This window comes from Bacillus sp. FSL W8-0848 (assembly GCF_038007805.1).
GTDB lineage: Bacteria > Bacillota > Bacilli > Bacillales > Bacillaceae > Bacillus > Bacillus glycinifermentans.
This window is the reverse complement of the sequence record NZ_JBBOYB010000002.1, coordinates 398,108-419,806: the sequence shown is the minus strand read 5'-3', so window position 1 is coordinate 419,806 and position 21,699 is coordinate 398,108. Positions and strand designations below refer to the sequence as shown.

The 21,699-nt window shown below is 42.9% G+C and carries 23 protein-coding genes and 1 pseudogene; 3 read left to right on the top strand and 21 right to left on the bottom strand.

Going from position 1 to position 21,699, the window contains the following annotated elements; all coding sequences use genetic code 11:
* A partial coding sequence (locus NSQ39_RS22965; RefSeq protein WP_341017573.1) for a YolD-like family protein occupies positions 1-279 on the top strand: 279 nt, incomplete at its 5' end.
* 923 nt (positions 280-1,202) lie between these two features.
* Here the strand turns inward: NSQ39_RS22965 and NSQ39_RS22960 are convergent.
* A complete protein-coding gene (locus NSQ39_RS22960; protein WP_175076730.1) occupies positions 1,203-1,433 on the bottom strand; it encodes a helix-turn-helix domain-containing protein in 231 nt (76 codons plus the stop codon).
* A 254-nt stretch (positions 1,434-1,687) separates the two neighbouring features.
* A complete protein-coding gene (locus NSQ39_RS22955; protein WP_175076731.1) occupies positions 1,688-1,831 on the bottom strand; it encodes a hypothetical protein in 144 nt (47 codons plus the stop codon).
* A 195-nt stretch (positions 1,832-2,026) separates the two neighbouring features.
* Here NSQ39_RS22955 and NSQ39_RS22950 point away from each other — a divergent pair, with 195 nt between their 5' ends.
* Positions 2,027-3,694 (top strand): T7SS effector LXG polymorphic toxin, encoded by a 1,668-nt coding sequence (locus NSQ39_RS22950; protein ID WP_175076732.1) that lies wholly within the window; start codon positions 2,027-2,029, stop codon positions 3,692-3,694.
* Positions 3,695-3,707: 13 nt separating this feature from the next.
* A complete protein-coding gene (locus tag NSQ39_RS22945) occupies positions 3,708-4,001 on the top strand; it encodes a contact-dependent growth inhibition system immunity protein (RefSeq protein WP_175076733.1) in 294 nt (97 codons plus the stop codon).
* Positions 4,002-4,044: 43 nt separating this feature from the next.
* Here NSQ39_RS22945 and NSQ39_RS23180 read toward each other — a convergent pair whose 3' ends face one another.
* From NSQ39_RS23180 to NSQ39_RS22850, 19 genes and pseudogenes are all read right to left on the bottom strand, one after another.
* On the bottom strand, positions 4,045-4,662 hold the full coding sequence (locus NSQ39_RS23180; RefSeq protein ID WP_419761776.1) for a peptidoglycan-binding domain-containing protein: 618 nt from the start codon (positions 4,660-4,662) through the stop codon (positions 4,045-4,047).
* Between the two features lie 15 nt (positions 4,663-4,677).
* Positions 4,678-5,124, bottom strand: a pseudogene (locus NSQ39_RS23175) (peptidoglycan recognition protein family protein); the annotation flags it as partial.
* Positions 5,125-5,176: 52 nt separating this feature from the next.
* Positions 5,177-5,440: a phage holin gene (locus NSQ39_RS22930; RefSeq protein ID WP_216899518.1), complete on the bottom strand. Its 264-nt coding sequence runs from the start codon at positions 5,438-5,440 to the stop codon at positions 5,177-5,179.
* 15 nt (positions 5,441-5,455) lie between these two features.
* Entirely contained in the window at positions 5,456-5,725 is a 270-nt protein-coding gene (locus NSQ39_RS22925) for a hemolysin XhlA family protein (RefSeq protein WP_175076736.1), read from the bottom strand.
* Positions 5,726-5,786: 61 nt separating this feature from the next.
* On the bottom strand, positions 5,787-5,969 hold the full coding sequence (locus NSQ39_RS22920; RefSeq protein ID WP_175076737.1) for an XkdX family protein: 183 nt from the start codon (positions 5,967-5,969) through the stop codon (positions 5,787-5,789).
* Positions 5,966-6,268: a hypothetical protein gene (locus tag NSQ39_RS22915; RefSeq protein ID WP_175076738.1), complete on the bottom strand. Its 303-nt coding sequence runs from the start codon at positions 6,266-6,268 to the stop codon at positions 5,966-5,968. Before NSQ39_RS22915 ends, NSQ39_RS22920 begins: the two co-directional genes overlap by 4 nt.
* A 14-nt stretch (positions 6,269-6,282) precedes the next feature.
* Positions 6,283-7,623 carry a phage baseplate upper protein gene (locus tag NSQ39_RS22910; protein WP_128748222.1) on the bottom strand — a complete coding sequence of 447 codons (1,341 nt, stop codon included), beginning with the start codon at positions 7,621-7,623 and terminating at the stop codon, positions 6,283-6,285.
* A gap of 12 nt (positions 7,624-7,635) precedes the next feature.
* Positions 7,636-10,200, bottom strand: coding sequence for a peptidase G2 autoproteolytic cleavage domain-containing protein (locus tag NSQ39_RS22905; protein WP_341017562.1), 2,565 nt, complete (start codon positions 10,198-10,200; stop codon positions 7,636-7,638).
* A gap of 34 nt (positions 10,201-10,234) precedes the next feature.
* A complete protein-coding gene (locus NSQ39_RS22900; protein ID WP_341017560.1) occupies positions 10,235-11,947 on the bottom strand; it encodes a phage tail protein in 1,713 nt (570 codons plus the stop codon).
* 12 nt (positions 11,948-11,959) lie between these two features.
* Positions 11,960-12,796, bottom strand: a complete 837-nt coding sequence (locus NSQ39_RS22895; protein ID WP_341017557.1) for a phage tail family protein — start codon at positions 12,794-12,796, stop codon at positions 11,960-11,962.
* Positions 12,796-17,265 carry a phage tail tape measure protein gene (locus NSQ39_RS22890; protein ID WP_341017555.1) on the bottom strand — a complete coding sequence of 1,490 codons (4,470 nt, stop codon included), beginning with the start codon at positions 17,263-17,265 and terminating at the stop codon, positions 12,796-12,798. Before NSQ39_RS22890 ends, NSQ39_RS22895 begins: the two co-directional genes overlap by 1 nt.
* 208 nt (positions 17,266-17,473) lie before the next feature.
* Positions 17,474-17,839, bottom strand: a complete 366-nt coding sequence (gpG, locus tag NSQ39_RS22885; RefSeq protein ID WP_175076744.1) for a phage tail assembly chaperone G — start codon at positions 17,837-17,839, stop codon at positions 17,474-17,476.
* 59 nt (positions 17,840-17,898) lie between these two features.
* Complete coding sequence (locus NSQ39_RS22880; protein WP_216899695.1) at positions 17,899-18,516, bottom strand: major tail protein; 618 nt, start codon at positions 18,514-18,516, stop codon at positions 17,899-17,901.
* 14 nt (positions 18,517-18,530) lie between these two features.
* On the bottom strand, positions 18,531-18,914 hold the full coding sequence (gp17, locus tag NSQ39_RS22875; protein ID WP_216899693.1) for a tail completion protein gp17: 384 nt from the start codon (positions 18,912-18,914) through the stop codon (positions 18,531-18,533).
* Entirely contained in the window at positions 18,911-19,309 is a 399-nt protein-coding gene (locus NSQ39_RS22870; RefSeq protein WP_216899691.1) for an HK97-gp10 family putative phage morphogenesis protein, read from the bottom strand. The genes gp17 and NSQ39_RS22870 overlap by 4 nt, the downstream gene beginning before the upstream one ends.
* Positions 19,309-19,617 carry a phage head closure protein gene (locus NSQ39_RS22865; RefSeq protein WP_341017550.1) on the bottom strand — a complete coding sequence of 103 codons (309 nt, stop codon included), beginning with the start codon at positions 19,615-19,617 and terminating at the stop codon, positions 19,309-19,311. Before NSQ39_RS22865 ends, NSQ39_RS22870 begins: the two co-directional genes overlap by 1 nt.
* A complete protein-coding gene (locus NSQ39_RS22860; protein WP_003185351.1) occupies positions 19,607-19,909 on the bottom strand; it encodes a head-tail connector protein in 303 nt (100 codons plus the stop codon). The genes NSQ39_RS22865 and NSQ39_RS22860 overlap by 11 nt, the downstream gene beginning before the upstream one ends.
* Positions 19,910-19,929: 20 nt before the next feature.
* Entirely contained in the window at positions 19,930-20,355 is a 426-nt protein-coding gene (locus NSQ39_RS22855) for a collagen-like protein (RefSeq protein ID WP_341017546.1), read from the bottom strand.
* 22 nt (positions 20,356-20,377) lie between these two features.
* A complete protein-coding gene (locus tag NSQ39_RS22850; protein WP_341017544.1) occupies positions 20,378-21,661 on the bottom strand; it encodes a phage major capsid protein in 1,284 nt (427 codons plus the stop codon).
* Positions 21,662-21,699: the final 38 nt, after the last annotated feature.

Here is a 21,699-nt window from a genome sequence, read left to right as displayed (position 1 = left end):
AACAGAGTGAAAAGGCCGGTGCTCGACATGGCTCAAATAGAAGACATGGAACGGGTCATATGCGAGGCGATGGAATTCAATTCTACAGTCCAGTTTTCAGTATTTAAACCGCTGCCGTTTTTGAATGGAGCAGACACCGGGGAGATCGTTCAAATAGAGGGCCATATCCATTACATAAACCAGCTGAAGAAAACTTTCCATGTCGTGGATTCTAAAGGAGACACCAATCTCATTAAATTTGAGGATGTTGTGGGTGTAGAAATAATTAATCCTTCTTAACAAAAGAAGGATTTATCTTCACACGGCAGATTTTTTTGAACACAAAAAGGACACCCTGTTTGAACACTCAAAAGGACAACCCTGCTTGAACACAAAATGAGGCCTTTTGAGCACACAAAAAGCTTCCTTTCTGCTTCAAAAAGGAATACCCTGTTTGAACACACAAAAAAGTCACCTTTTTGAACAAAAAAACGTTACTTTTTTTAAAAACATGTTATAATAATGACGTGGTTAAAGCATAAACAATAAAAGATAGAGTAGGTATAAGTGGCAGAAGCAGAAAAATGCACGGGATTTCAAAAGGTTTTTTCTAATTCAGCGTTTTGAGTTTCCGTAAATGTATCGAGTAATAATTGCTTTTCAAAAGCCACCCTCTATCTCCATCCTTGCAACAAAAAAACCTCTTGCGGATTGGTCATCTGCTTAAAGAGGTTTTTTTATGTTTAATATTGTTCTGTCTTGGGTATTATACTCATACACATTAAAAAGACACCAGATCCTCTACTAAGGAAAAAGGAAGGCGTCCCCCCTTCACAAGGTTAATTACTCCTGAGTTAGAGACGAATGGTCAGTTCGCCCCCAGAGCTTCCTTAATCCCCTTCAGAATCCGGTGTGCCAAGACCTATCTGATTAGTGGAACATCAAATAAACTTGTGCAAAATAGTAGATGCCCATAGCCGCATATCCGAATGCAATCGACGCGGTTTTGAGCGTCTTTAAGAATTGTGGTTGTGGTTGTTGCATAAACCGTCCATCCTCCCTTCATACCTTGCACGGTCTCTTATGTAGTAGGGCCCACAAAATCAGAAGGGATAACGCACCCAGCTATTAAAATATATCAAATATTTAGGTTGATTGGTAGGTTTTATCGTTCGACTTGACAATAATCAATAAAAAAGAGCCCTTCTCAAAAGAGTTGGGCTTCACTGATCATATGGCCGGTATTTTTTCCGGCCAGCTTCAAGTTCTTTCTTTTGAGCCTCCACATGATCACGTAGAAACAAGCTAACTGTACCGACCTTCTTCACAGGCTTTAGCTTCCCGGAAGTCACCAATGCACTTAAACGCTGCCTTGTAACCCCGAGGAGCTCGCCTGCTTCTGTAGCTGTCAAAACTTCATCTTGGATAAATTTAATTTTTTCGTTTTCCTTCATGCCTTTTATCGCTCCAAATCAAAATTAATCCTTTTAGCAGTGTGACAATCACAGCCAAGTATAAAATGACGCCTGTAATTTTCCCGAGAGTACCGACTTTTTCAAAATCTATTGCAAAAATGCCCGCTATTAGGATGAGCATAGTTGCCATGTCTAATGAGCTGTAATGCTTAAAATATTGTTTCATAATTTGTGGACGTGATATAATGAATTGGAGAGCAAGGGGATTTCTCCCCTTCTCTCGCTCACTATGTTTAGCGCTTCTTGCTTACCCGGCGGGAGCGCTTTTTCTTTTTCTTGCCTCTTTTTTTGCTTTCGTTTTGCCATATGTCGTATATATGTTTGACTATGGTCATCGCTCCAGCAGTAGCAAGAATCCAGTTTCTTACCTCGTCCACTTCAGCACCTCCCTTCTATACATTAATTATATCAAATCTATTTACAACGGTCAATAGGTCCCGCTCAACAAATAGTTAAATTTATCTATATCAAAAGATTCATTTTCATGGATGATCAGGATTTATTCACCATTACCCTTCTATATAGTGGTAAACTCTGTACTGATGTAACCAAATGTATTAGAGGAGAATGCCATGAAGACTCTGGACGTTCAGGCGTTGCACCAAGCCATTGATCAAACGCTCGAACAATTAAAAAAACAATCGGAAGAAATCGCAAACCTCAAAAAAAGTGTGGATGGAATCACGTCCCTTGACAATGCTTTAAAAGGTAAAGGCGGAGATGCTATTCGTAACTTTTATGACGAATGTCACACCCCTTTTTTGCGGTTCTATGACACTTTCATAGAGGAATACAGTTCCACGCTGAAGAAAATGAAAAGCGCGCTGAATTCCCTGGAACCCAACCATAACGGATTTATTTCACAGTCCTTTCTTGAACACGAGCTAGAGAATGGCTTAAATGCTGCTGATCGCACAACAAAACATTTAGTTTCTAAGACCAACGCCACGATCGCAAAAGTCAGCCATATCGTCGACTTACCAGATTTGAATGACTGCGATTTTCATGAACAGAATCAGAAAGCATTAAAGGAAATTAGCACGACTCTTGAAAAGCTGCACGCTTTTGACCGCGAGCAAACAAACGCGCTCAAAACGGCTGAAAACGATCTTGAGACGATGCAAAAATACATCGCCAGACTTGAAAAAATGTATACGGGGCCTAAAATTGAGATTACCACCTATCAAAAAGGATCGATTTTAAAGCCAGATAAGATTGACTCCTTGCAACCTAATGAAGATACACCGATGGAAGTTATGCTCAAAAAAGTTGGAGAGAAAGAAGAAGCTGAAATTAATAAACTAGCCGACACTGATCGAACGGCGACACAAAAAGTCTCCAAAAAAGTGTATAGTGATGAGGAATTAGAAAATCTGAGTGAAAAGGAATTAGCGAAACTTAAAAAAGTTTACAAATACGTGAATGGGTTTAAATACTGTTTCTATATGGATGGTAAAAATGTCGTCGGTATAAAGTTGGTTGACGATCCTCCTGAAGATGACGAGGAAGTAAGTGATTTAGAAAAATATGCTGGAATAGGCTTGGAGCTCATAGGCGAGAGTGATTTTGAACGAGCAGCATTAGGGTATGACCCCGATACTCATGAAAAACTTTCGTTCCTTGAAAGAGTTGAAGCCGGTATTAATTTCACGCCACCTGGTAGGTTTTTTAAATGGCTTAACAAGGGAAGTAAAGTTGCAAAAGTGGCTGGAAAAAGTGAGAAAGTTACAGACGAAGTTTCGAAGGTTGAGAAGGGCTCGAAAACTGCTAAAGAAGTTTCAAAGGTGGAGAAAGGTACGACGGGTCAAGATCTTGTTAAGCCTGGAGACAGCAGTCCGTTAGCGCCAGGAGGTGGCTTAGCGGCTCATGAAGCGAAAAAAGGAAAAAAAGGCGGACATTTAATCAAAAAGCATGTTGGTAAAACAGATGAGGAGCTATTCCAACGTTTAAAAGAAGACCTCAAAATTACTGGCTCATCAACTTTTAAAGATAGAGCTACTGCAGAAAAAGTCGCTAGTACAGTTTTAAGAGATCCAAAAAACATTAGTAAAATAAAAAAGTGGCTCTCTAATCCTAACAGTAGACCTACTCTCCCTTTAAGTTACAAAGGTAATGGAGAGATTCTTGGAAGAAGTGTTGAAAGAGGCTCAAATGCTGCTGAAGATGTTACCAACGCAAAAATAATATTGAAAAAAGATAAAAATAAAGAGTTTATTTTAACTGGTTATCCTATAAAATAAAGGAGATTTAAATATGTTCGATAATAATTATGATATTCTTGAAGAATTAAGTGATTTCTTGGCTGGAACGTTTCATCAGGATATGGGTTCCCCAGAACAGGCAATAAAAGAATTTATAACAGAATCCAGCAAAGAATGCTTGGTTTTCACAATAAAATTTTGTGAAGAATTTTTAAATAGTGACAAATCTGATCATGAAAAAGAAGACTTTATAAAATCGAACTCAGAGATTTATTATCCTGCAATCGGATTAACTCCTATACAATGGTTAAAAAGTATAATAGAACAAATGAAAGAAGCTATTTAAAAGAAAATTGAAAGGCCCTTCTTAACGAAAGGGCCTTATTTAATTACTTTAATAGAGCTTCAATTTTTGCCTTTGTCTTCGGCCCATAAATACCGTCAGCAGACAGTCCGTTCATTAGCTGGAACCGTTTGACCGCGTTCGCTGTTTTCGACCCATAATAGCCATCTATGCCGTTATTTTTTGCCCCCTTGTCAGGATAGAAATAAAGTGCAGCTAAAGCCTCCTGAATCTGCCGGACCGCCGTCCCTTTCATCAATGGGCTTTTTACCTTATAGATGCCAGCCGGCAACGGATAGGATGATTTTTTGCCGTTTGAGGAAGACTTTTTCTTTTTCGCTTCAATGGCTGCAAGGGCTTTTTCTGTTGCTGGTCCGTAAATTCCATCAACCGCAATTCCAGCCTTCTTTTGAAGGGCTTTGACAGCTTGCACCGTTTCATTGCCATACGAGCCATCGGCCCCGTACTTAGGCAGCGAGAAGCCCGCGGAAATCAAACGCTTTTGTAACGCCTTTACGCTTGAGCCTGATGATCCTTTTTTAAGGATAGTCCCTGTGGATTTGCCCGGCTGGCTCGAGGGTGCCGTTTCTTTCGATACCGTTTTATTCCCGAGCAGGCTATCGACTTTTTTCCGGAAAGCTGTAAGCTGGCTTGAATCGCTCACCCACGGCGCCGGACAGTTTTTATTTGTTACGTCGTAATGACGGACGATCTTGTCTGTAGAAAGGCCGTAACGCTTGCACAGATCGGCAACCAGTTCGGCAGCATTTTGAACGGTTTCGTTGTGAATCTTGCCGTCTTTTTCGACGCACATTTCAACGCCGATGGCCGTTGTGTTAGCGTTCGGTTTTAGAAAGCTGACATAGCACCGGTTTTGATCATGGGCGTGGTAAGCAACTTCGTTTTCAGGGATAATCAGCTGCGCTTCCTTGCGATCGACAAAGTAATGTGCTGATGCGTAACGCTCTGCGGCAATACAGGTGCCATTGAAATAATTCCGCTCATTCAATGCAGAAGCGCCGGGCGTCGCCGTATAGTGCATGACAATACCTTTTACTCCTGACAATTTCAGCCCCGGCCTGGTATACTTGTTGACCTTCACATAGTTTTTGACTACCTTAACCATTTGAATCACTCCTATTTTGTTTTAAATAAAAAAAGGCTGCCGGCCGGCAACCTCATTTCGTTAACCCTTTTTGTTTCAGAACTTCTTTCTGCAGCTTTCCCTTGCTTGTCACATAGTTATTTTTATACCAAGAGACAAGAGCCGTGACGATAGTAAACGCGGTTGATCCGGCCAAATACAAAGCATCTGCCAGCGTGTTGACCTGTTCCTCGTCGATCGGTAAAGCTGCCTTTCCGAACATGATCAAAGTTTGGTTTACCAATGCAATAAAAAGAAGCACCGTGCGAACCACCGTGCCTTTGTCAAAGTTTTTCATAATGTTGTTTCCTCCTTATTTTTGCAATAGATTGTAAAATAACGTGATTGCGCCGCCAATAATTCCACCGCATAGTGCTGTTATCATCGCTCCTGTGATACTGCGTTTGATCCAAGTTGTGTTTTCTTCAATTTTGTTGAGCTTTTCATTGATGGAAATAATCTGCTGATCGTGACGGTCAGACGTCCTTTCCAGAGTGATGACACGTTGTTCAAGTGTTTTCTGGTCCGCTTTGACCTCTGTGATCTCGTTTTTCAAAACATCATACTCATTCGCTTGTGGCATGTCCCTAAATCCTCCTGTTCTCACATCGTTTTCACCTCCTTCGAGGCAAAATAAAAACACCCTATAGGGTGTTGGCCGTGCCTAAATCCACACTGACTGCCGGCTTATCATAGCTTCGGCCTGTTATTTTTTCATATTCATCCGGAGTGATCCAGTTAATTTTTACGTATTCCCGCATTTCTTCATCTGTGTAACACCCCCAATCATAAAACTGTTTTATATCTGAGAAAGTTGGATACTTCATGAAGCCCCGCCACCTTTCAGTGCTGAAACATCTGCCTGTAGTTTCGCTATTTGTAAGGAAAGTAAAGCATTCTGTTTTTTCAGCAGATCGGTAGGGTTCGGCTCCGGTGCTGGCGGCGTTACACTTTCTATATACTCTTTGGTTGCTGACTCGATCCACTCGGCTTTTTCCGGATCATACTTTGGAGCGTATAATCCTTTTGGAATCGGGGTGGTCGTGCTATTCGGCGGCAATTCTTCACCGGAAAAATCATCTTCGCCAACATATTTGTAATTTTCATCGTAAAAAAGAACGTGCATGATACGTCCCTCCTCTACCATAACGGTATTGATTCATTAAACGACACCCTCGTTACCTTCGTTTCATCGTTCGCCAGCATACCGTCATACCTTAAATCACCGTCAGTCGTAAGCGAAAACCGAGCAGTTCCGTAAGACCCGATCGTCGGTACGACAAAATCGACTGTCTGCGTCGGCTTATTTGTAAATTTCGCGACAGATGTTCCGATAGCCGGCAATGTTCCAAAAGATCCGCGCAACCATAGAACGTTGTTGCTAACGGAAAATTTCAACGGATACAGCGAATCTTGTTTAGCTCCGTTTATGAGATTTACGGAGTTCCATGTCGGAGATATATCCGCATCAGTTAGAAACCGACGCCAGCCTTGCCACCCGAGGGTTCCGTCTACATAGTTTGAAAAAACGTTATTTTTCCAATCAACAGCTATGACATAGCCGTACGATCCTACCCCATTTATGGTCGATGTCATATGAAATAACCCTCTTGCCGAGAGAGTGGTCGGTATGTTTTGCGCTTTACCTGTGGAGTAAAAAGTGCCGAATCGTTTCCCGTTTTTCGTGACCTTGTCGTAAAAATCATCACCATCACCTATCGTGAGCGATACTCCGGCGTCATCCGCGGTTATTTTTGTTAATTGCGCCGCGTTCCACTTTGTTCGCTCGTCAGCCGTAATATGCCGTACATTATCCGCGACATGCGTATCAAAAGCCGTCTTTGCCGCCTGCTTCACATTATCAACGTTAGCTAATCCGACCTGGGATTTCGTGACCTTATGCGGGTTGTCTGTTTTAGCTGCGTGCTGATCCGTATAAGCTTTTGCGTTCGCTTCCGCCGCATCCGCCTTCTCTTGGGCGCCGGCTTTTGTTTCGATGTTCTCGAATTCATCAAACCTCGCTTTTATCTCTTCGAGAGTTTGGCTAATTTGATCCCTAAACGATTCCACATCATCGATGTAATATTCTGCGACCGGAACAATGTTCTGATCCTCAAGCGTTTTTGCAATGGAGAAAGTGAAAAAGACTGTCGCGAGCGCCTGACCGTTTGTGTAATAAAGCTTGACTTCAGCCCTTACCTGGCCATGATGTTTCAATTCTTCATCCGATAGGACGTATTCAGCTTTCCCGTTTACCTTGTCCGTCAGGGTCAAGCTGCGTTTATAAAACGAATCATCCGCATACAGAAGGACAATTTTTGCATCCACCGCCGACAGAGGCAACGGGGCGCCGTCTTTTGTAAAAGAAAAAAACAGCTTTGCGCTGCCCGTGTCCTGGGTGAAAAATTGTATATTGGTAGATTTGGCTGCGGCTTTCCGCGCGTTAATATCAAATGATATTTCGCCTTCCTTATAGATCATCGCTGAACCTCCTTACATCTGTGGGTGCATGAAGACCAATGCGACTCCATACCCTTTTTCGGCGGAATAAGGCTGATTGATACGCATCACATAAAAGCCTTCGCCGTCTTCTGATTTAGTACCAATGCCACCTATAGGCAAGATGCAGTCCCCTGCCTGGACAGTCTCATCAATTCTGACAAATACCTGACCGACCAAACCGACGACATGCCACTCGTCCCGCTTTTCCCGCGGGATGTATTCAAGGTCAGGGTTATAGTTTGGATTTTCCATAGGTACTATGATTGCTCGACCATTATCATTAATGGTTTCATAGATAATGCCGCCAAATTCATTTCTAAGGTAACGGTCGTTCCAATAAAATGCTGCACCGCCCATAACGACCCCGGCCGTCTCAGAAATAACACCAAGGACCCTGTCCCCTTTTTCGGCTTTCCTGATCTTGTCCCCGTCCAAGGTCACCAGATAACCAGATTCAATTTTACGGCCGTTTTTAGACTCAAAATATTCCGCAAGGTCTTTGAAGTCGGACACGCTTTCGACACGGCCAACACCTTGGATATTTCCGTTTGTGGAGCCGATTTTCCATTTAATATTATCCTTCGATGGTGATCCGGTGCCGTATCCGCCAACTACAGAATAACTGTCGTCGTTAACAACCGCCTGGGCAGCCATTACGACTCTTGCAGGCCCGTCCCCTTTCGTTTGCGAGTTGTTCGCTGCAAAAATGGCCTGCCGTGATCCTTCTGTGGAGGAGCCGCCAGAAACGCCACCCATGAAATTCCGTGGGCCTTTTGCTATGTTGTCACCCGTAGCCGCGATAATCGCACTTGTTGGATCTAAAGGAGCCCCGGAAGTCGTCGCCCCTCGGAATCCTCCTTTGAAATTCGTTGGTATAAATTTGTACTTGTTCCCCTTAATCATGGCCGCGTAGGAATAGCCGGATGTCTGAACATTATTAATGTTCGCCTGTGAATTTGGTGACGTGATACCGTATGTACCGCCTTCTCCTTCCATGATTCCATTGGAGATATTCACAGAGTACACCCCGCCGCCGATTCCGATTCCCTGCTTTGCAGACTTATAAAAAGTAAAATTGGACAGGTTGACATTATCCGTTTTTTGCGGACCGCCATATAGACGAATATCAAAGCCCGCTTTTTTGAATCCCCTAATCGTGATATTGTTCAAGGAAATATTTCGGCTTCGATACTGCAAGGCAATGACCGGGTTATCCTTATAGTCATATGAAGGATCACCTATTGCAGTAAAGTTGTTGACAGCAACGTTTTTATAAGCTGAAACCACTAACGCACGCGGTGACAGCCCTGCATACATGTCATTGAATACCGGTTCGATGGCTGTACAATCCGTCAAGGTGACATTATAGGCCGTCGTGCTTTCCGGATCGGTCGCCAGATGGTGCCCGATATGTCTTAAATCATAGCCGCGCACATCACGATAGGACACATGCCCAATGACATGAACGTTTTGGGATGCAGGCCATTCAGTATGTGCTTTGACTTCTACACCCCGAATATTACCGGACGTATGGTTATTTAAAAGCCAAACATGCTTTGATCCGTCGTCTACTTCAATACCGTTTGAATTTGACTGTCCTTTCGCGTGGGCCGTACCTCTCGGATCGAAAGAATGACAGTTTGAAATAAAAAGATATTCACTATAGTGCGTCGTAATCCCGTCATCTCCTGCCCCATAAGCAACACAGTTGTCGAGCCAAATATACCGGCAGCCGTCTTTTGTATACTGTGTGGACGGCAGATGATCATATGTGGGCGCCGTTATGTCGAATCCGTGCAAGCCCGGGTTAATAGCTTCAACATCTTTTACCCATCCAAATTTCACATTTGCAAAGGTCAAACAGCTTGAATGTTGGCCGCCCGTAGCTCCGACGCCGCCCTGCCTGTCCGGGTTCCAATCAAGTGACATCCCTTGTACGAAAATATTTCTATTCCCCTTTTCATAATCGGCGTTTGTGATTACCCACTCACTGGCCGGTGTGTCTTCATGTAATTGCAGAATTGTCACGCCTTTACCTTGACCGACAAGATAGGTCCAGGATGGGAGCTTAACCCCCCGAATCACATAGATACCAGCGCTTAATTTAACCCTTACACGGCCGTCCCCCACCGCTTTCCTAAATGCCTCAGAGCTGTCGGTTTTTCCATCCGGCACGGCGCCGAAATCATCAACATTTACTTCTCTTTTTATTTTCTGTTCAAGCTTATTAAATTCTAAATCCAGTCGGTCTTTCAACGTTTGTGCGGTTTCCCCGGAAGTCGTCACCCTGGCGTCCACAACCTCCTTTACATCCGTCCCGTCGTGATTCACGATCAGGTTAGTAAACCGCGAATATAGATTTTTTAATCGGTTAGCAACAGAAAAACCGCCGTGGTCGATTTGTTCCGACGTGTGGGCGGTTTTAGAAGATCTATGGCTTTTCAAATTATATTCATGGTCGTTTAACGCATTTTCAATACTCTGCATGTCCCCTCTTAATTGCGATTCATAGAGGGAATTACGAGTCGTATTGTAGTTTTTGGTAAGCCGCACCATCTTACTCACTCCTTTTTAACAAAATAAAAAACGCTTATCTGAGCGTTTTAAACAACTGATCCATATATCTTTTTTGATTCCTCAACCTTTTTGCCTGGTCAACATTGATGTCCTGAATGTCTTTACGGAAATTTGCAAACGTCAGCTGCGGGCTGCTGTATGGATCCAATGGATTGTACTGAATTGAAATCAGTCTTACATCATCTTCAAATGTGATGCCTTCCGCTGTATCGGCCAAGACATGGATTGTGTCGCCTTTCCAGAAATCTTGTTCAATTTCTAAAAGTTTCGGCTCATAAATTTTTTGGAAGTCAGCTTCGATCGTCATTTCCGGATAAGGGTTCACATGCTTTTTCAGAGCAGAAACCATGCGGCTGGATTTTTTTATTGTTTCATCTTTTATCGGTTCAGCCCACCGCGGCTTTCCTTCAATTAAGAATTTCTCTTCATCAGGGTGAACATATAAAATAGGTTCAAATTCATATTTTGGATCCTTGTCAGTACTATTGCTGCCTTCTTTTAAGGCACCGTATCCCCAGGCTCGTGTGGTACTATTTTGAGAACTTGTTTTAATTGTAATGCCTGGCATGTTATAACGGGAATCCAGAGTAAAATCAATGCGCTTTCCCATCTTTTTATAGACGTAGATTTTGTAATTATCGACATCTATTTCAAGCTCATAATCTTCAATAATTTCATCCATCAATTCCGTAGAGTTTTTATCACCAAAATTCTCATGATCAGCGCTTGGAAACTCGCTTTCTGGCGCCCTCAGAATGTATTTGAAATCTGTATCTTTCAAAGCAATATCCAACGCTTCTCTAAGCTTTAATTTCTTTGTTACGGTATCATTCACGTAATTATTGATAAGTAGAACAGAAAAAATATGAGCTGCTGTGACGGTTTTTGTAAGGATATTATTTTCCTGCCTTACCTCTACATCCGTAATATAGTATTTTTGATGATTGAATTTTTTCTCATCCAGATAAAGTATGTTGTCGTTCACCAATAAATCGAATTCTGTGCCGTTCTCCTGCGTTTTTGTGATCGTGAAGGTAAAACTCTTCTTACCTGTCGTATCGTCCGTCAGATCAACGGAAACCCCCGTTATTTCAACAACACTTTTACCATCCTTCGTTGAAACATGCAGCTGTGGAAAATCAACATCTGAAGGCAAATTCTGATTGAGTGTGATGTCTTTGCCGTCATATTCCTTACTCGGAAATTCCGGCTCCGGTATCGGTGTGTCAGGTTGATCAGGATCAACAGGAATATCGTCCACAGAATCATATTGTGTAAGATTATACGTTTCAATTAGATTGTTTAACTTCGTCGCATAAGCCGGGTCTGTAGCATAACCGGCTTTTACAAGGGCTGCTGTTGCTTTCTTGTAATCTTTTTCACCTACTACGGCTTTATAATGATCGGGATCCCAGCTTGTTCCGTTCATATACAGCTTGGCTAAATCCTGAAGAGATTCATACCAGGATGGATATTTTCGAAACTTTGCCTTTACGCGGGTTGCATTTCCGTTCTTGTCATACTCAGTGGTCCACATCAAAACGTATTGGCCGTTATAAGTACCCTTGATGCCAAATAAATTTTTCCCTTGCTGTGCGAGTCCGCTTGTTCCCCACGCACTCTCTAAACACGCTTGAGCAATAGTAAGAGAAGCGAGAATATCATATTTTTTATATATCCGTTGCGCATCTGGTGCAATTTCTTTTATAAAATCTGAATTTGCCATTGTACTTGCTCCTTATGCGTAATAGAAACGTGTATCGAAAGTGATTTCAAAATCATTGGTATTCTGTATTTCAAAATCATTGCTCCCTATATCAAGCCCCGGGAGCCTGCCGGAGGTTTTAACCGGCTTATTATTGATCACGGTATACTGTTTTATAAAAGTGACAGGCTGTGATTTTTTCAATTCCTGTTCAATTTTCAGCTTCTCCCCATTTGTATGGTTGATGATCGTCACGTTTTTACCTGAAGCCCATAAGGTCACACTGTAGTCATGCTGCATGGGATTGATAAAAGCATCCCCCGTATTGTAAACCTGAAATCTTTTTCGATTTTTAAACACATATTCCAGGTTGTCGTGCATCTGAATATTCATGCCTGGGCTCCAGTATTCTCCGTGAAAATTCTGTTTTGTCAAAGTAGTAAATTTTGACTCAGCCAAACCAGTGTAGTTGTTAAATTCCACAGTAAAAGAAACATGATTTTTTTCTTTTTCTTTTGGAATACTGAAATTCCCATCACATGTGACACGAAAACGGAGATTTGGCAACAAGTCGGTTGAAATATAGTAAGGGAACGGTTTAACCAAAACCGCGTATAGTTCCCGTCGATACTGATAAAAATTTTCGGCAATGACTGAATTCAGATAGATTTCAACTGATATTTTTCTTTCTGTATATTTGACGTCACGGGGATGCTGCGGCAAAACGACTCCATTTATTCTCGGGATATTTGTTGTTTCACGCTCAATGCCTGGTGACTCAGGTGTAAAACTTAAAGGTTCAAAAAAAGGAAGCAGGCTGCTTAAACTCTGCTCCCCTAAACCATTATCATAGTCAATGTACAATTCCACTATCTCACCCCATTCAGGTATGAAGTTCGATTATACCGATCGCCGGATGATTGATCGATTTTCTTCCCATCAAGATAAGTGTTGTTATCTTTTAATAGGATCTGTTGCAAGAGCTGCACATTTTTATTTAGAAAATCAATTTGTTTTGCCATCATACTGATCTGTTTTTCTTGGTTCTGCACAACACGGCTGATGTCCACAGAAAAGTCTTTAGGCGAGGCCAATTCCTGTGCAGGCTTTTCCGAAACTTTTTGAAGCAGGAGGAGCGCTTTTGAAATCATTCCATCCTGCAAATCCGGAAGTACGCCAAGCTTTCTACCGACACGGGCCCATAATCCAATATTCCGCTCCCGGTAAGCCGGGTCTTCCGTGATTGTGGTCTCATCATACCCGCGTTCATTTAATATTGCCCACTTTGAACCACCACGGCCGGGCGAAATACCGCCTTTTGCATATCCGACATATCCGCCGCCACGGCCCATTGATTTTAAACCCGGATGATTGTTTATGTCACCATATCGACGTTTGATATAGTTAATGGCAGCCAGGATATTGTCGATCGGATTCAAAATGTTATTATGTCCAGGAAACTTGTTCGCGTTGAACGTGCTTGGAATCGTCTGCATCAGCCCTTGTGAAGGGTGCCCAGCTTTCGCATTAGAATCCCATAAATTGATGGCGTTAGGATTACCGCCGCTTTCTTTCATGGCGATAGTAACAAGCCCCGGGATCCATGAAATCGGCACACCCGCGATGCCGACCGCTTCAGTCACCCACTGGTTTACAGCTTTCGTTCCGCCGGCTCCTTTAAATGTGCCTGGATCCGGCATGACCCCTTTCAGGAATTGAGCTGCCCCATCCTTCAATGTCTTGAGTATACCGGTTCCTAACGAGTCAATGCCTTTTCCTGTTTTGTAGGGGATAAGCCCACTAAACAGTTTTTTGATTAAGTTGCCAGGACCCTTTGTAATCAAGTCCATTGCAGTTGCACTAACATCGCCCACTTTATCCACGACGCTTTTTCCAAAAGATACAGCCCCGTTAACCATCTTTTTAGAGCCGTCAATCGCTTTTTTGAAAAAGTCCCCGACTCCGCCTGCATATCCAGGCAACCCCGAAGCTGCTAATTTTTTCGACTGGTCATGCGGTAGTACGGAGGTGCCTCGTGGGAGATCCCAAATTTGCGGGCCGCCTGCCCCTACAACATAAGTTCCTATGCCTGGTGTATGGGCCAACTCCCATCCTTCTTCACCGACAAGCGCTTTCCCTCCAGGGTGAAAGTCTGTTCCTTTTGCATAAGCGACACCAGGTGCAACTTGCATTTTAGAAGTATCTTGATAGCCTTTGGGTTTCCATTCCGGAATCTTAGTGGGAATATGAAGAAAATCAAAAACGTTATTAATATAGCCGGTGATCTTATTGACTACCCCCGCTAAATCAATTAGGTGATGATCCCATGCATCAAGGATTTCACCTGTCTCAATATCAACTTGATCAAGATGGCCAGCAGCTTGAAGTTTTGCCTCCTCGACTACGCCTTCATGTGTCTCTTTTGCTTGCTTAATTGTTTTTTCTGCTTGGCTTTCAGCTTTCTCAACAATGTAATCGTGCTGTTTCTTTGAAATTGTTCTTTTTACATAATATTGGTCATCCGCCGCGTCAACTACAGCCTTATATTGGTCTTTGGCAGCTTTAATTGTTTTTTCTTTTGCTTTGTTGCTGTTTTTCACAACAGCGGCTGCCTGTTTGGCGGAAAGATTAGAAGACTCTTCCTTCAACTTTCTAGAAATTTTCGTTTGTTCACCTTTACTACGGGTAAGTGCTGTCTCCATTTGGGAGAGCATCTTCCCTTGAATTTTAGTAACTTCTTCATTTTCTTTATCTGTAAGCTTACGATGTTCTTTTGCGGCGTTTCGATAAATCTCATTTACACGATCCACATATCCTTGTATTTTCTTTTGTTTCTTTTGGTTTCCATCCCCAATTTTATTTAGAATCTTAGCCGCGTATTTATCTGATATTTCCTCATTGGACGCAAAAAACTCCTTTAATACCTTGGTGGCTGAATCAGTGCTCGTTTGGAATCCATTTTTCAAAGACTCTCCCATCACTGTAAACTGTGTTGCGACATCGTCCGCTATTTTCTTGGTGATTTTTGCATTGGTTATACGGAGATATTCAAGCTTAGCCGTGACTTTTGTATTCATATCTTCATAAGCATTCACAGCTTTTGCAGTAGACTTCGAAACCCCTTTACCAAAGTCAATAGTCGATGGAAGAACCCTTTTCTTCAGGTTGTCATAATAGTTCATACCTGCTTCCGTAAGAAGCGTTACACCTGTAATAGCAAGGCCAATAGGACTACCTAACAAACTCAATGCGCCACGTAAGAGGCCGACAACTCCCGCTCCTTTTTTGAGAATGTTGAAAAGGCCAAAACCACTTTTCGCTAATTTCATGAAGCCGCCAGCGCCTTTAATTGCATTGGCCCCGACCTTTAAAATATTTCCGCCGAATTTTAAGAGCTCAGGCGCAAACGAAAGAATAAGACCGGCGATTGTCCCGACGGGGCCGCCAAATAAACTTAGACCAAGCCCGGCAACACGTGAAGCACCGCCCAGCCCTCGCATGGCTTTTGAGCTTCTGCTAGATGCTTGCTCGAGCCGTCCTACTCTCGTTGTTGCTACCGCGGTTGATTGATGGAAACGTTCCATCCTTGTAGACGCTACAGCCGCCGCCGTGGAGGTCGTGTTCATTCCTGCAGCCGCTGTCCTGGAAGCTGCACCCGCTGCAATAGCTTCTGCCGAATAAGCGTTGAGACTTGCTGAAGCCCGGTTTACATTGCCTGTTAAATAGCTCCCGGCAGTACGCAACATATTCCAGCCTGCTGCCACCTTTGGCAGAGAACCTAAAATAAATAAGAAGGCCCCACCCAAAAGCGAAAACACAGTTACAGCTCCGCCAGTGATCGCAATGGTACTCGCAATGGAAGGAGGTAAGGAATCAAACCAAGTAACGAATTTTGTTAGGCCGTCAGTTGTTGCACGAATCACAGGGAGAAACTGATTTCCCAATGTGATGAGAGCATTGTTCACAGCAGATTTCAGATATTCCATGGATCCGGCCAGGTTATCCATTTGCTTTTTGGCTACTCTGTCCGCAGCGCCCCCGCTGTTTTCAATTTCTTTGGTGAAATCTTGGAGCTTGTCTTTTCCTGCGTGCATTAAAGTAATAAATCCAGAAAGAGCGTGCTGCCCTGCCAACTGTTTAGCAATACGGATTTTTTCAGTTTCGGTATAATTTTTTGTTTTCTCATTGATCTGGCCGATTATATCCGAAAGCGGACGCAATTTCCCTGTGGAATCAGTTACTTGCAAACCTAATTCATGGATCGCATTTCCGGCTTGTTTTGGCGGAGATGATAGGCGAGTAAGTGTAGCCCGCAAAGCCGTTCCTGCCATATCAGCCTTAATCCCGCTGTTTGCCAAGATACCTGTTGCCGCCGCTAATTCTTCCATGCTGAGTCCGGCCGTTTTTGCTGCCGGAGCCGCATATTTCATCGTTTGACCGATCTCTTGAAGCGTGGCGTTTGAGTTGGTGAACGTATACGTCATGGCATCCGCAACGCGGTTTGTATCTTCAGCTTTGATATGAAATTCCGTCAATATATCAGAAACGATGTCAGCTGTGACCCCAAGATCTGTTTGACCGGCTGCAGCAGTCGAGAGAAGACCAGGCATAGCTCCAATAATTTGATTCGTTTTATATCCGGCCATCGCAAGATACTGCATTCCTTCTGCAACTTCCCCGTCGGTAAACTGAGTTGTTGCACCCAAATGACGCGCCGTTTCCGTCAGCTTAGCCATTTGGTCGTTTGTGGCATTCGCCAAAGCACCAACACGGCTCATGGCTTTTTCAAAATCAGCCGCGGCTTTTACACTTACACCGATCCCTAATGTCCCAGCCGCGCCAACAGCCGAAAGGGCTGTTCCAACCTTAGAAGCAGAATGATAAACAGCGTTTAGCCCTTCAGATACTTTCCCTGAATCTCGTCTGAACACAGAAAAAACACCCGAAGTGCGGCGGGTGCTGTTTGTCGTGTTTTCAAATTCTCTTGTTACGCGTTGCAGTTCGTTTCCAAGGCTTTGGTGAACTGCAATAGCATCATTCAACCGTCGCCCTTGTATTTGAGTCTCTCGGTTGTCGATCCCTTTTTCTCTTGCTAATTTCTCGTATTTGGCTCGATGCTCTTCGACTAATCGGCCTTGGATACGATATTTGCTATTGAGACCTTCTACTTGGGATTGGAGAAATTTAGATTGATTGCCCGCCGCTTTATAAATAGCGCTGGAGGCTTTCATTTCTGAATTTGCTAAACGCATTTGCCGCTTTAAGCCCTCAATTCCCCGGTTAAAACCGGTATCATCAAGGCCTACTTTAACGATCATATTTCCGATAGGTTGCGCCATATGTATCCACCCCGCTTCCCTGGCATAAACTCAACTAAAAAAGACCGGCTGTTAAGCCAGCCTTAGAAAAACACTTGATCTATTGGAACAACTTTAGGTTTATTTTCATGTGCTAAAACTTCTAAATAGTGATAAATATCCATCTCATCAATTTCAGTCATAGTCCATCCCTGCTTTAAAAGGGCAGCGTAAATATCATTGAGCTGATCTATTCCTTTTTCTGCTGAAAGGCCTCCGTTTCCACTTCCGGCAAAAAATCTTCTTCCTCCTTAACTTCCTCATAACCCATAATTTCGCCCATGATTCGCCTTACTTCGTCTGAAACTTCAAAAGACTGTAGACCTTCTTGAAATTCCTCTAAAGTAAATTGGTTGCGGAATACCCGGACAATGAACTTCATACGATCTTCAAGGCTCTTAAGCACTTCCTTAATACTGTTGGTATTTTTAGCGGCTGCCTCATCTAGCTTCAGAGCTTCATACAAAGTTTTTGTATTAGTACGAGGTGCAATAAACGTTTTGTATTTTTCTTCTTTTTCAAACCATAATTTCACCGAAATTTGTTTTTGAGCCATGTTGACTCCTCCTTTATAATTTTGTTTGATATGAAAAAAGAGAAGCACGCTGCTTCCCTTTATACTGTTTTGCCAATGTCTACGCTAGATTTATCACCAGAACCAGAATCTGGATTTTTATAGACATTGCCAAATACTTTTTCATAAAACTTGTCCAAATCGAAATTCGGGGCATCTTCATCAGCCAATACTTTATAGGCGTTGTCTTGTTCGCGCTCCATAAATTCAGCAGAAAGTTTGACCGTCTGAAAATCTGTCTTTTCTTCTTTTGTTTTCCATTCATCATCCGGCAAAGAAAAACGCCCTTTTACAAGTCCCACATGGCGATTCTTACCGTTTGCTTTTGGCCCAAAGAAGGACATAGCAACCCACGGTGGAATTATATTTTTCTTAAATAAATAGAGGCCGTCTGTTTCCTCAATTCCTAACAGTTCGGCCAAGATTTCCATTGGTAAATCTCGCATTTCTAGCTCCAACTTTGTGGAACCTGTTGTAACGGCCATATCAACTAATTTGTTGTCTGCATACTGCTTTTCTGTTGATGTATCCGTATTGACCTTCGCGTTAATTGCGAAAGGATAATCAATAATTTTTGTAGCCACATAAAAGCCATTTTCCTTTTTTAAAGGCGCAAATTTAACGCCTTCCAATCCGGTAACTGAACTGTATTCAGCCATTCTAAAACCTCCAATTATATTAAAATATTGGCCTCAAACCGGTAGCCTTTCCGAATCAGCCCTTCATCTTTTAAAAAGCCATTGATTAAAATTCCTGTTTGAAAATCTAATCGATTCATGACCCCAACCACGGCAGCCAAAATTTGATCGCAGGAAGAATCGTTATACACATCGATTTGATATACAGCGCTGTCCTTGATCGGCTTTCCGTCAGCCCACCCTGTAGTTCTGTAGTCTAATTCCTGTACGACGATATAGGCTGGTTTGCTTTTAATGCCAATCGGTACCGCAAGCTCAAAAATGTTTGCAGGATCGACCAATAATAAAAGCGCTGGATTGGTTTCCAGCGCTTCAAATATTCTGTTTTTTAGTTGTAATGCTCTTTCTGCCACATTCATAGCTTGTACCCTCTTTTTATAACGGTTGCCATCGCCTGAAGCATCCTATCATTGGCACTTAGCATACTCTGCTGAATGAACGGGTTAGCCGGCTGATGAATGGTTCCGAATTCAGGCAAGTGGACACGGAACTTCGTATCTTTTGTAGGACCGACAACCGCATATATTTCACCGTCGGGATCCTTGCGTGTCCTGTTCCCAACAATGATATCTTCATCAATGTGGGGGTGATTTCCGCCAATGTCTGATCGGGGTGCATTCTTGTCAATTTCTTTAGCAAGGACCGCACCACCAGCTTTTACAGTGGCTTTATTTATCGATTCATTTTCCCTTGCAAGAGAGCTTAAATATGAATCTAATTCTTTAAAGCCCTGCATTTCCATTTCGATCTTCATTATTCCACCGCCTTTGCCCTAATCATGGTGAAATTTTTCCGGGAATAGTTCGGTATGATAGATTCAATTTCATACGCTTGATTCTGAAAAAGGATCCGCATATGTTCATCGATATCCTCGCGGTGTCGGATCGTGAATTTTACTGTCCTCTCCTTCTGCACCGCGGCCGCCGCGTAATATTCTCGGCCTTTTAACCCTTCGGCTTTTGCCCAGCATTCAACGACCGTTTCATAGTTACCTTCCACAGGGAGACGGCCGCCTTCTTTTTTCTTTTGAAACTTGATTCGATATCGCATGTCATTCAGCATCGGCATCAGTCTCCGAAACTGTGTATTTTAATTGATTGATCAACGTTGTCAGAACTCCATCAAGGTTTGAAGTTGTGCCAGCTATTTCACGGTTTTCATACCAGTGAGTTACAAAAGCCTTTACACACAAATCTGCGCGAGCTGAATTATTAGGAAATTTCAGGCCCGTTGCGGATGTAATGTATTCTTTTGCAGAAGCGATAAACCCAAGAATTAAATCATCCTCCAGATCACCATCGACCCGGAGGAATTTTTTCGCTTCTTCAAGCTCTTTTTGTTGGGTTTCAGTCATAGGGCATCACCTATCTTTCGTTAACTAGATGCGCCGCCTTTGAGCTCATCAATTTGCTTTTGTAGACCTTCAAAAACGGCCTTTACTTCGCTGTTAAAGTGATCCAGCATGACGCTGCCGGTTCCGATGTTGTTGCTTCTAACAGACTTGTCCGCAAGCATTTCATGTAGGATACTTTTCTCTCCAATGTCAGCCGGATCGCCTTTGTCACCTTTCGGGCCTTGGGGTCCTGGCTCTCCCTGTGGACCTTGCGGGCCGGTATCTCCTTTGTCCCCTTTTGGCCCTTGAGGTCCCTGCGGCCCAGGTTCCCCCGGCATCCCTTTGATGTATAAAGGATTATCTTCACTGTTCCCTTTCAAGTAAACAGGCGTTACCGGTTTTCCTGTGCCGTCGTCCTCTGCGGAAGTATAAACACCATTGCTTTGGTTTAAAAATTGATCTGCCATTGTTCCTCATCCTTTGCTTTTATTATTTTCCAACGTCAACTGATTTATCTTCTGTGTCGCCGGTACTTGGAGTTTCATTGTCGGGAACAGCGTCTTTAATAGATGCAAATTCCGCGTAAACAACAGCATCCGTGTCCCAAAGTACAACGTCCTCACGTTCAATGATTCGCATATCTGTAGAGTTACGGTAGAATGCTTTACCACCGACATTTGTCGTTAAAATGGAATATTGCTGACGATCAAAGAGTTTGACAGCTTCTTTAAGGTCTCCAATGATTAATGGATATTTTGGAGTCGTTTTTGTACCGCCGTTTGGCAAATACTTATCAGAAATGACGGATACCGGCTTACCGAACAATAATTTTTTAGTTGGATCAGTAGGGTTCGGCTGAAGCAGGTAACGGCCGAAAGCGTCTTTCAGTTTATCTAACACGTTAAATCCTGATTGGTTCGTGACAACTTTAGTCGTGGCATTAATAGCCGGATCAAGTTTGACATTGAGAATGTCTTTAATGTCGTCCTGCTTCGATACTGTGGTTTTTGCAAGTGTTCCTAATTGATTAAGAATCAACGTATTGCGGGTCACGGCCGACTTTTTGGCAAGCCAATTAGAAAGGTACTGCAAAAGCGCTTCTTGTGTATCTGCAAGCAAATCGTTTGAAAGAACCAAAATCCCGGCATAGTCTTTGATGTTATATTTAATGTTTTCAAATTTAGGGTTCTCTAACTCTTCAATATTTTCTAATTCCTCAAGATTTGCCAACGGGGTGATATCTGATAATTTTTCAAGAACCCGTGAACCTTTGTTTGTTGATACCGGAATGACATCGACGAGATTTGCCAGTGTGTCAAATTGGCGTCGTTTTTCATTAATTTTCGTGGAGATATCCTGCGGTACAATAAGCCCGCCGTCCTCATCCACACCTTCTTTCATCGCGGCAAGAGGCTGCGGTACTTTGCCTGTTCTAAGGGCGTGAGCAAAAAGTTGAACATGATTCTTCACTTCTGTTTTAGCGATATCATCCGTAGGCTGTTGCGGTGTTTTTGTCTCTGGATCATGCTGCGGCTCTTCTTGTGCATATGAAACCTGCATGTTTCGTAAATCCTCATATGTTTGAATTTGATCTTTAATTTGTTGAGCCTCTGCAAGTAGTTTTTTGGCTTCGTCCATTTTCCCTTCATCGGTCAGCGCTTCAATTTTTGTACGTTTTTCCGCCAAGGTCTGGCGCAATTCTCGTTCTTTTTTGGACATCCCGCCCCCGGCAAAAAATTGAATATCAAGTCTCAATAACAGTTTCTGTTTCAAATGCTTGTCCTCCTTAAAAATGGCATAAAAAAAGAACC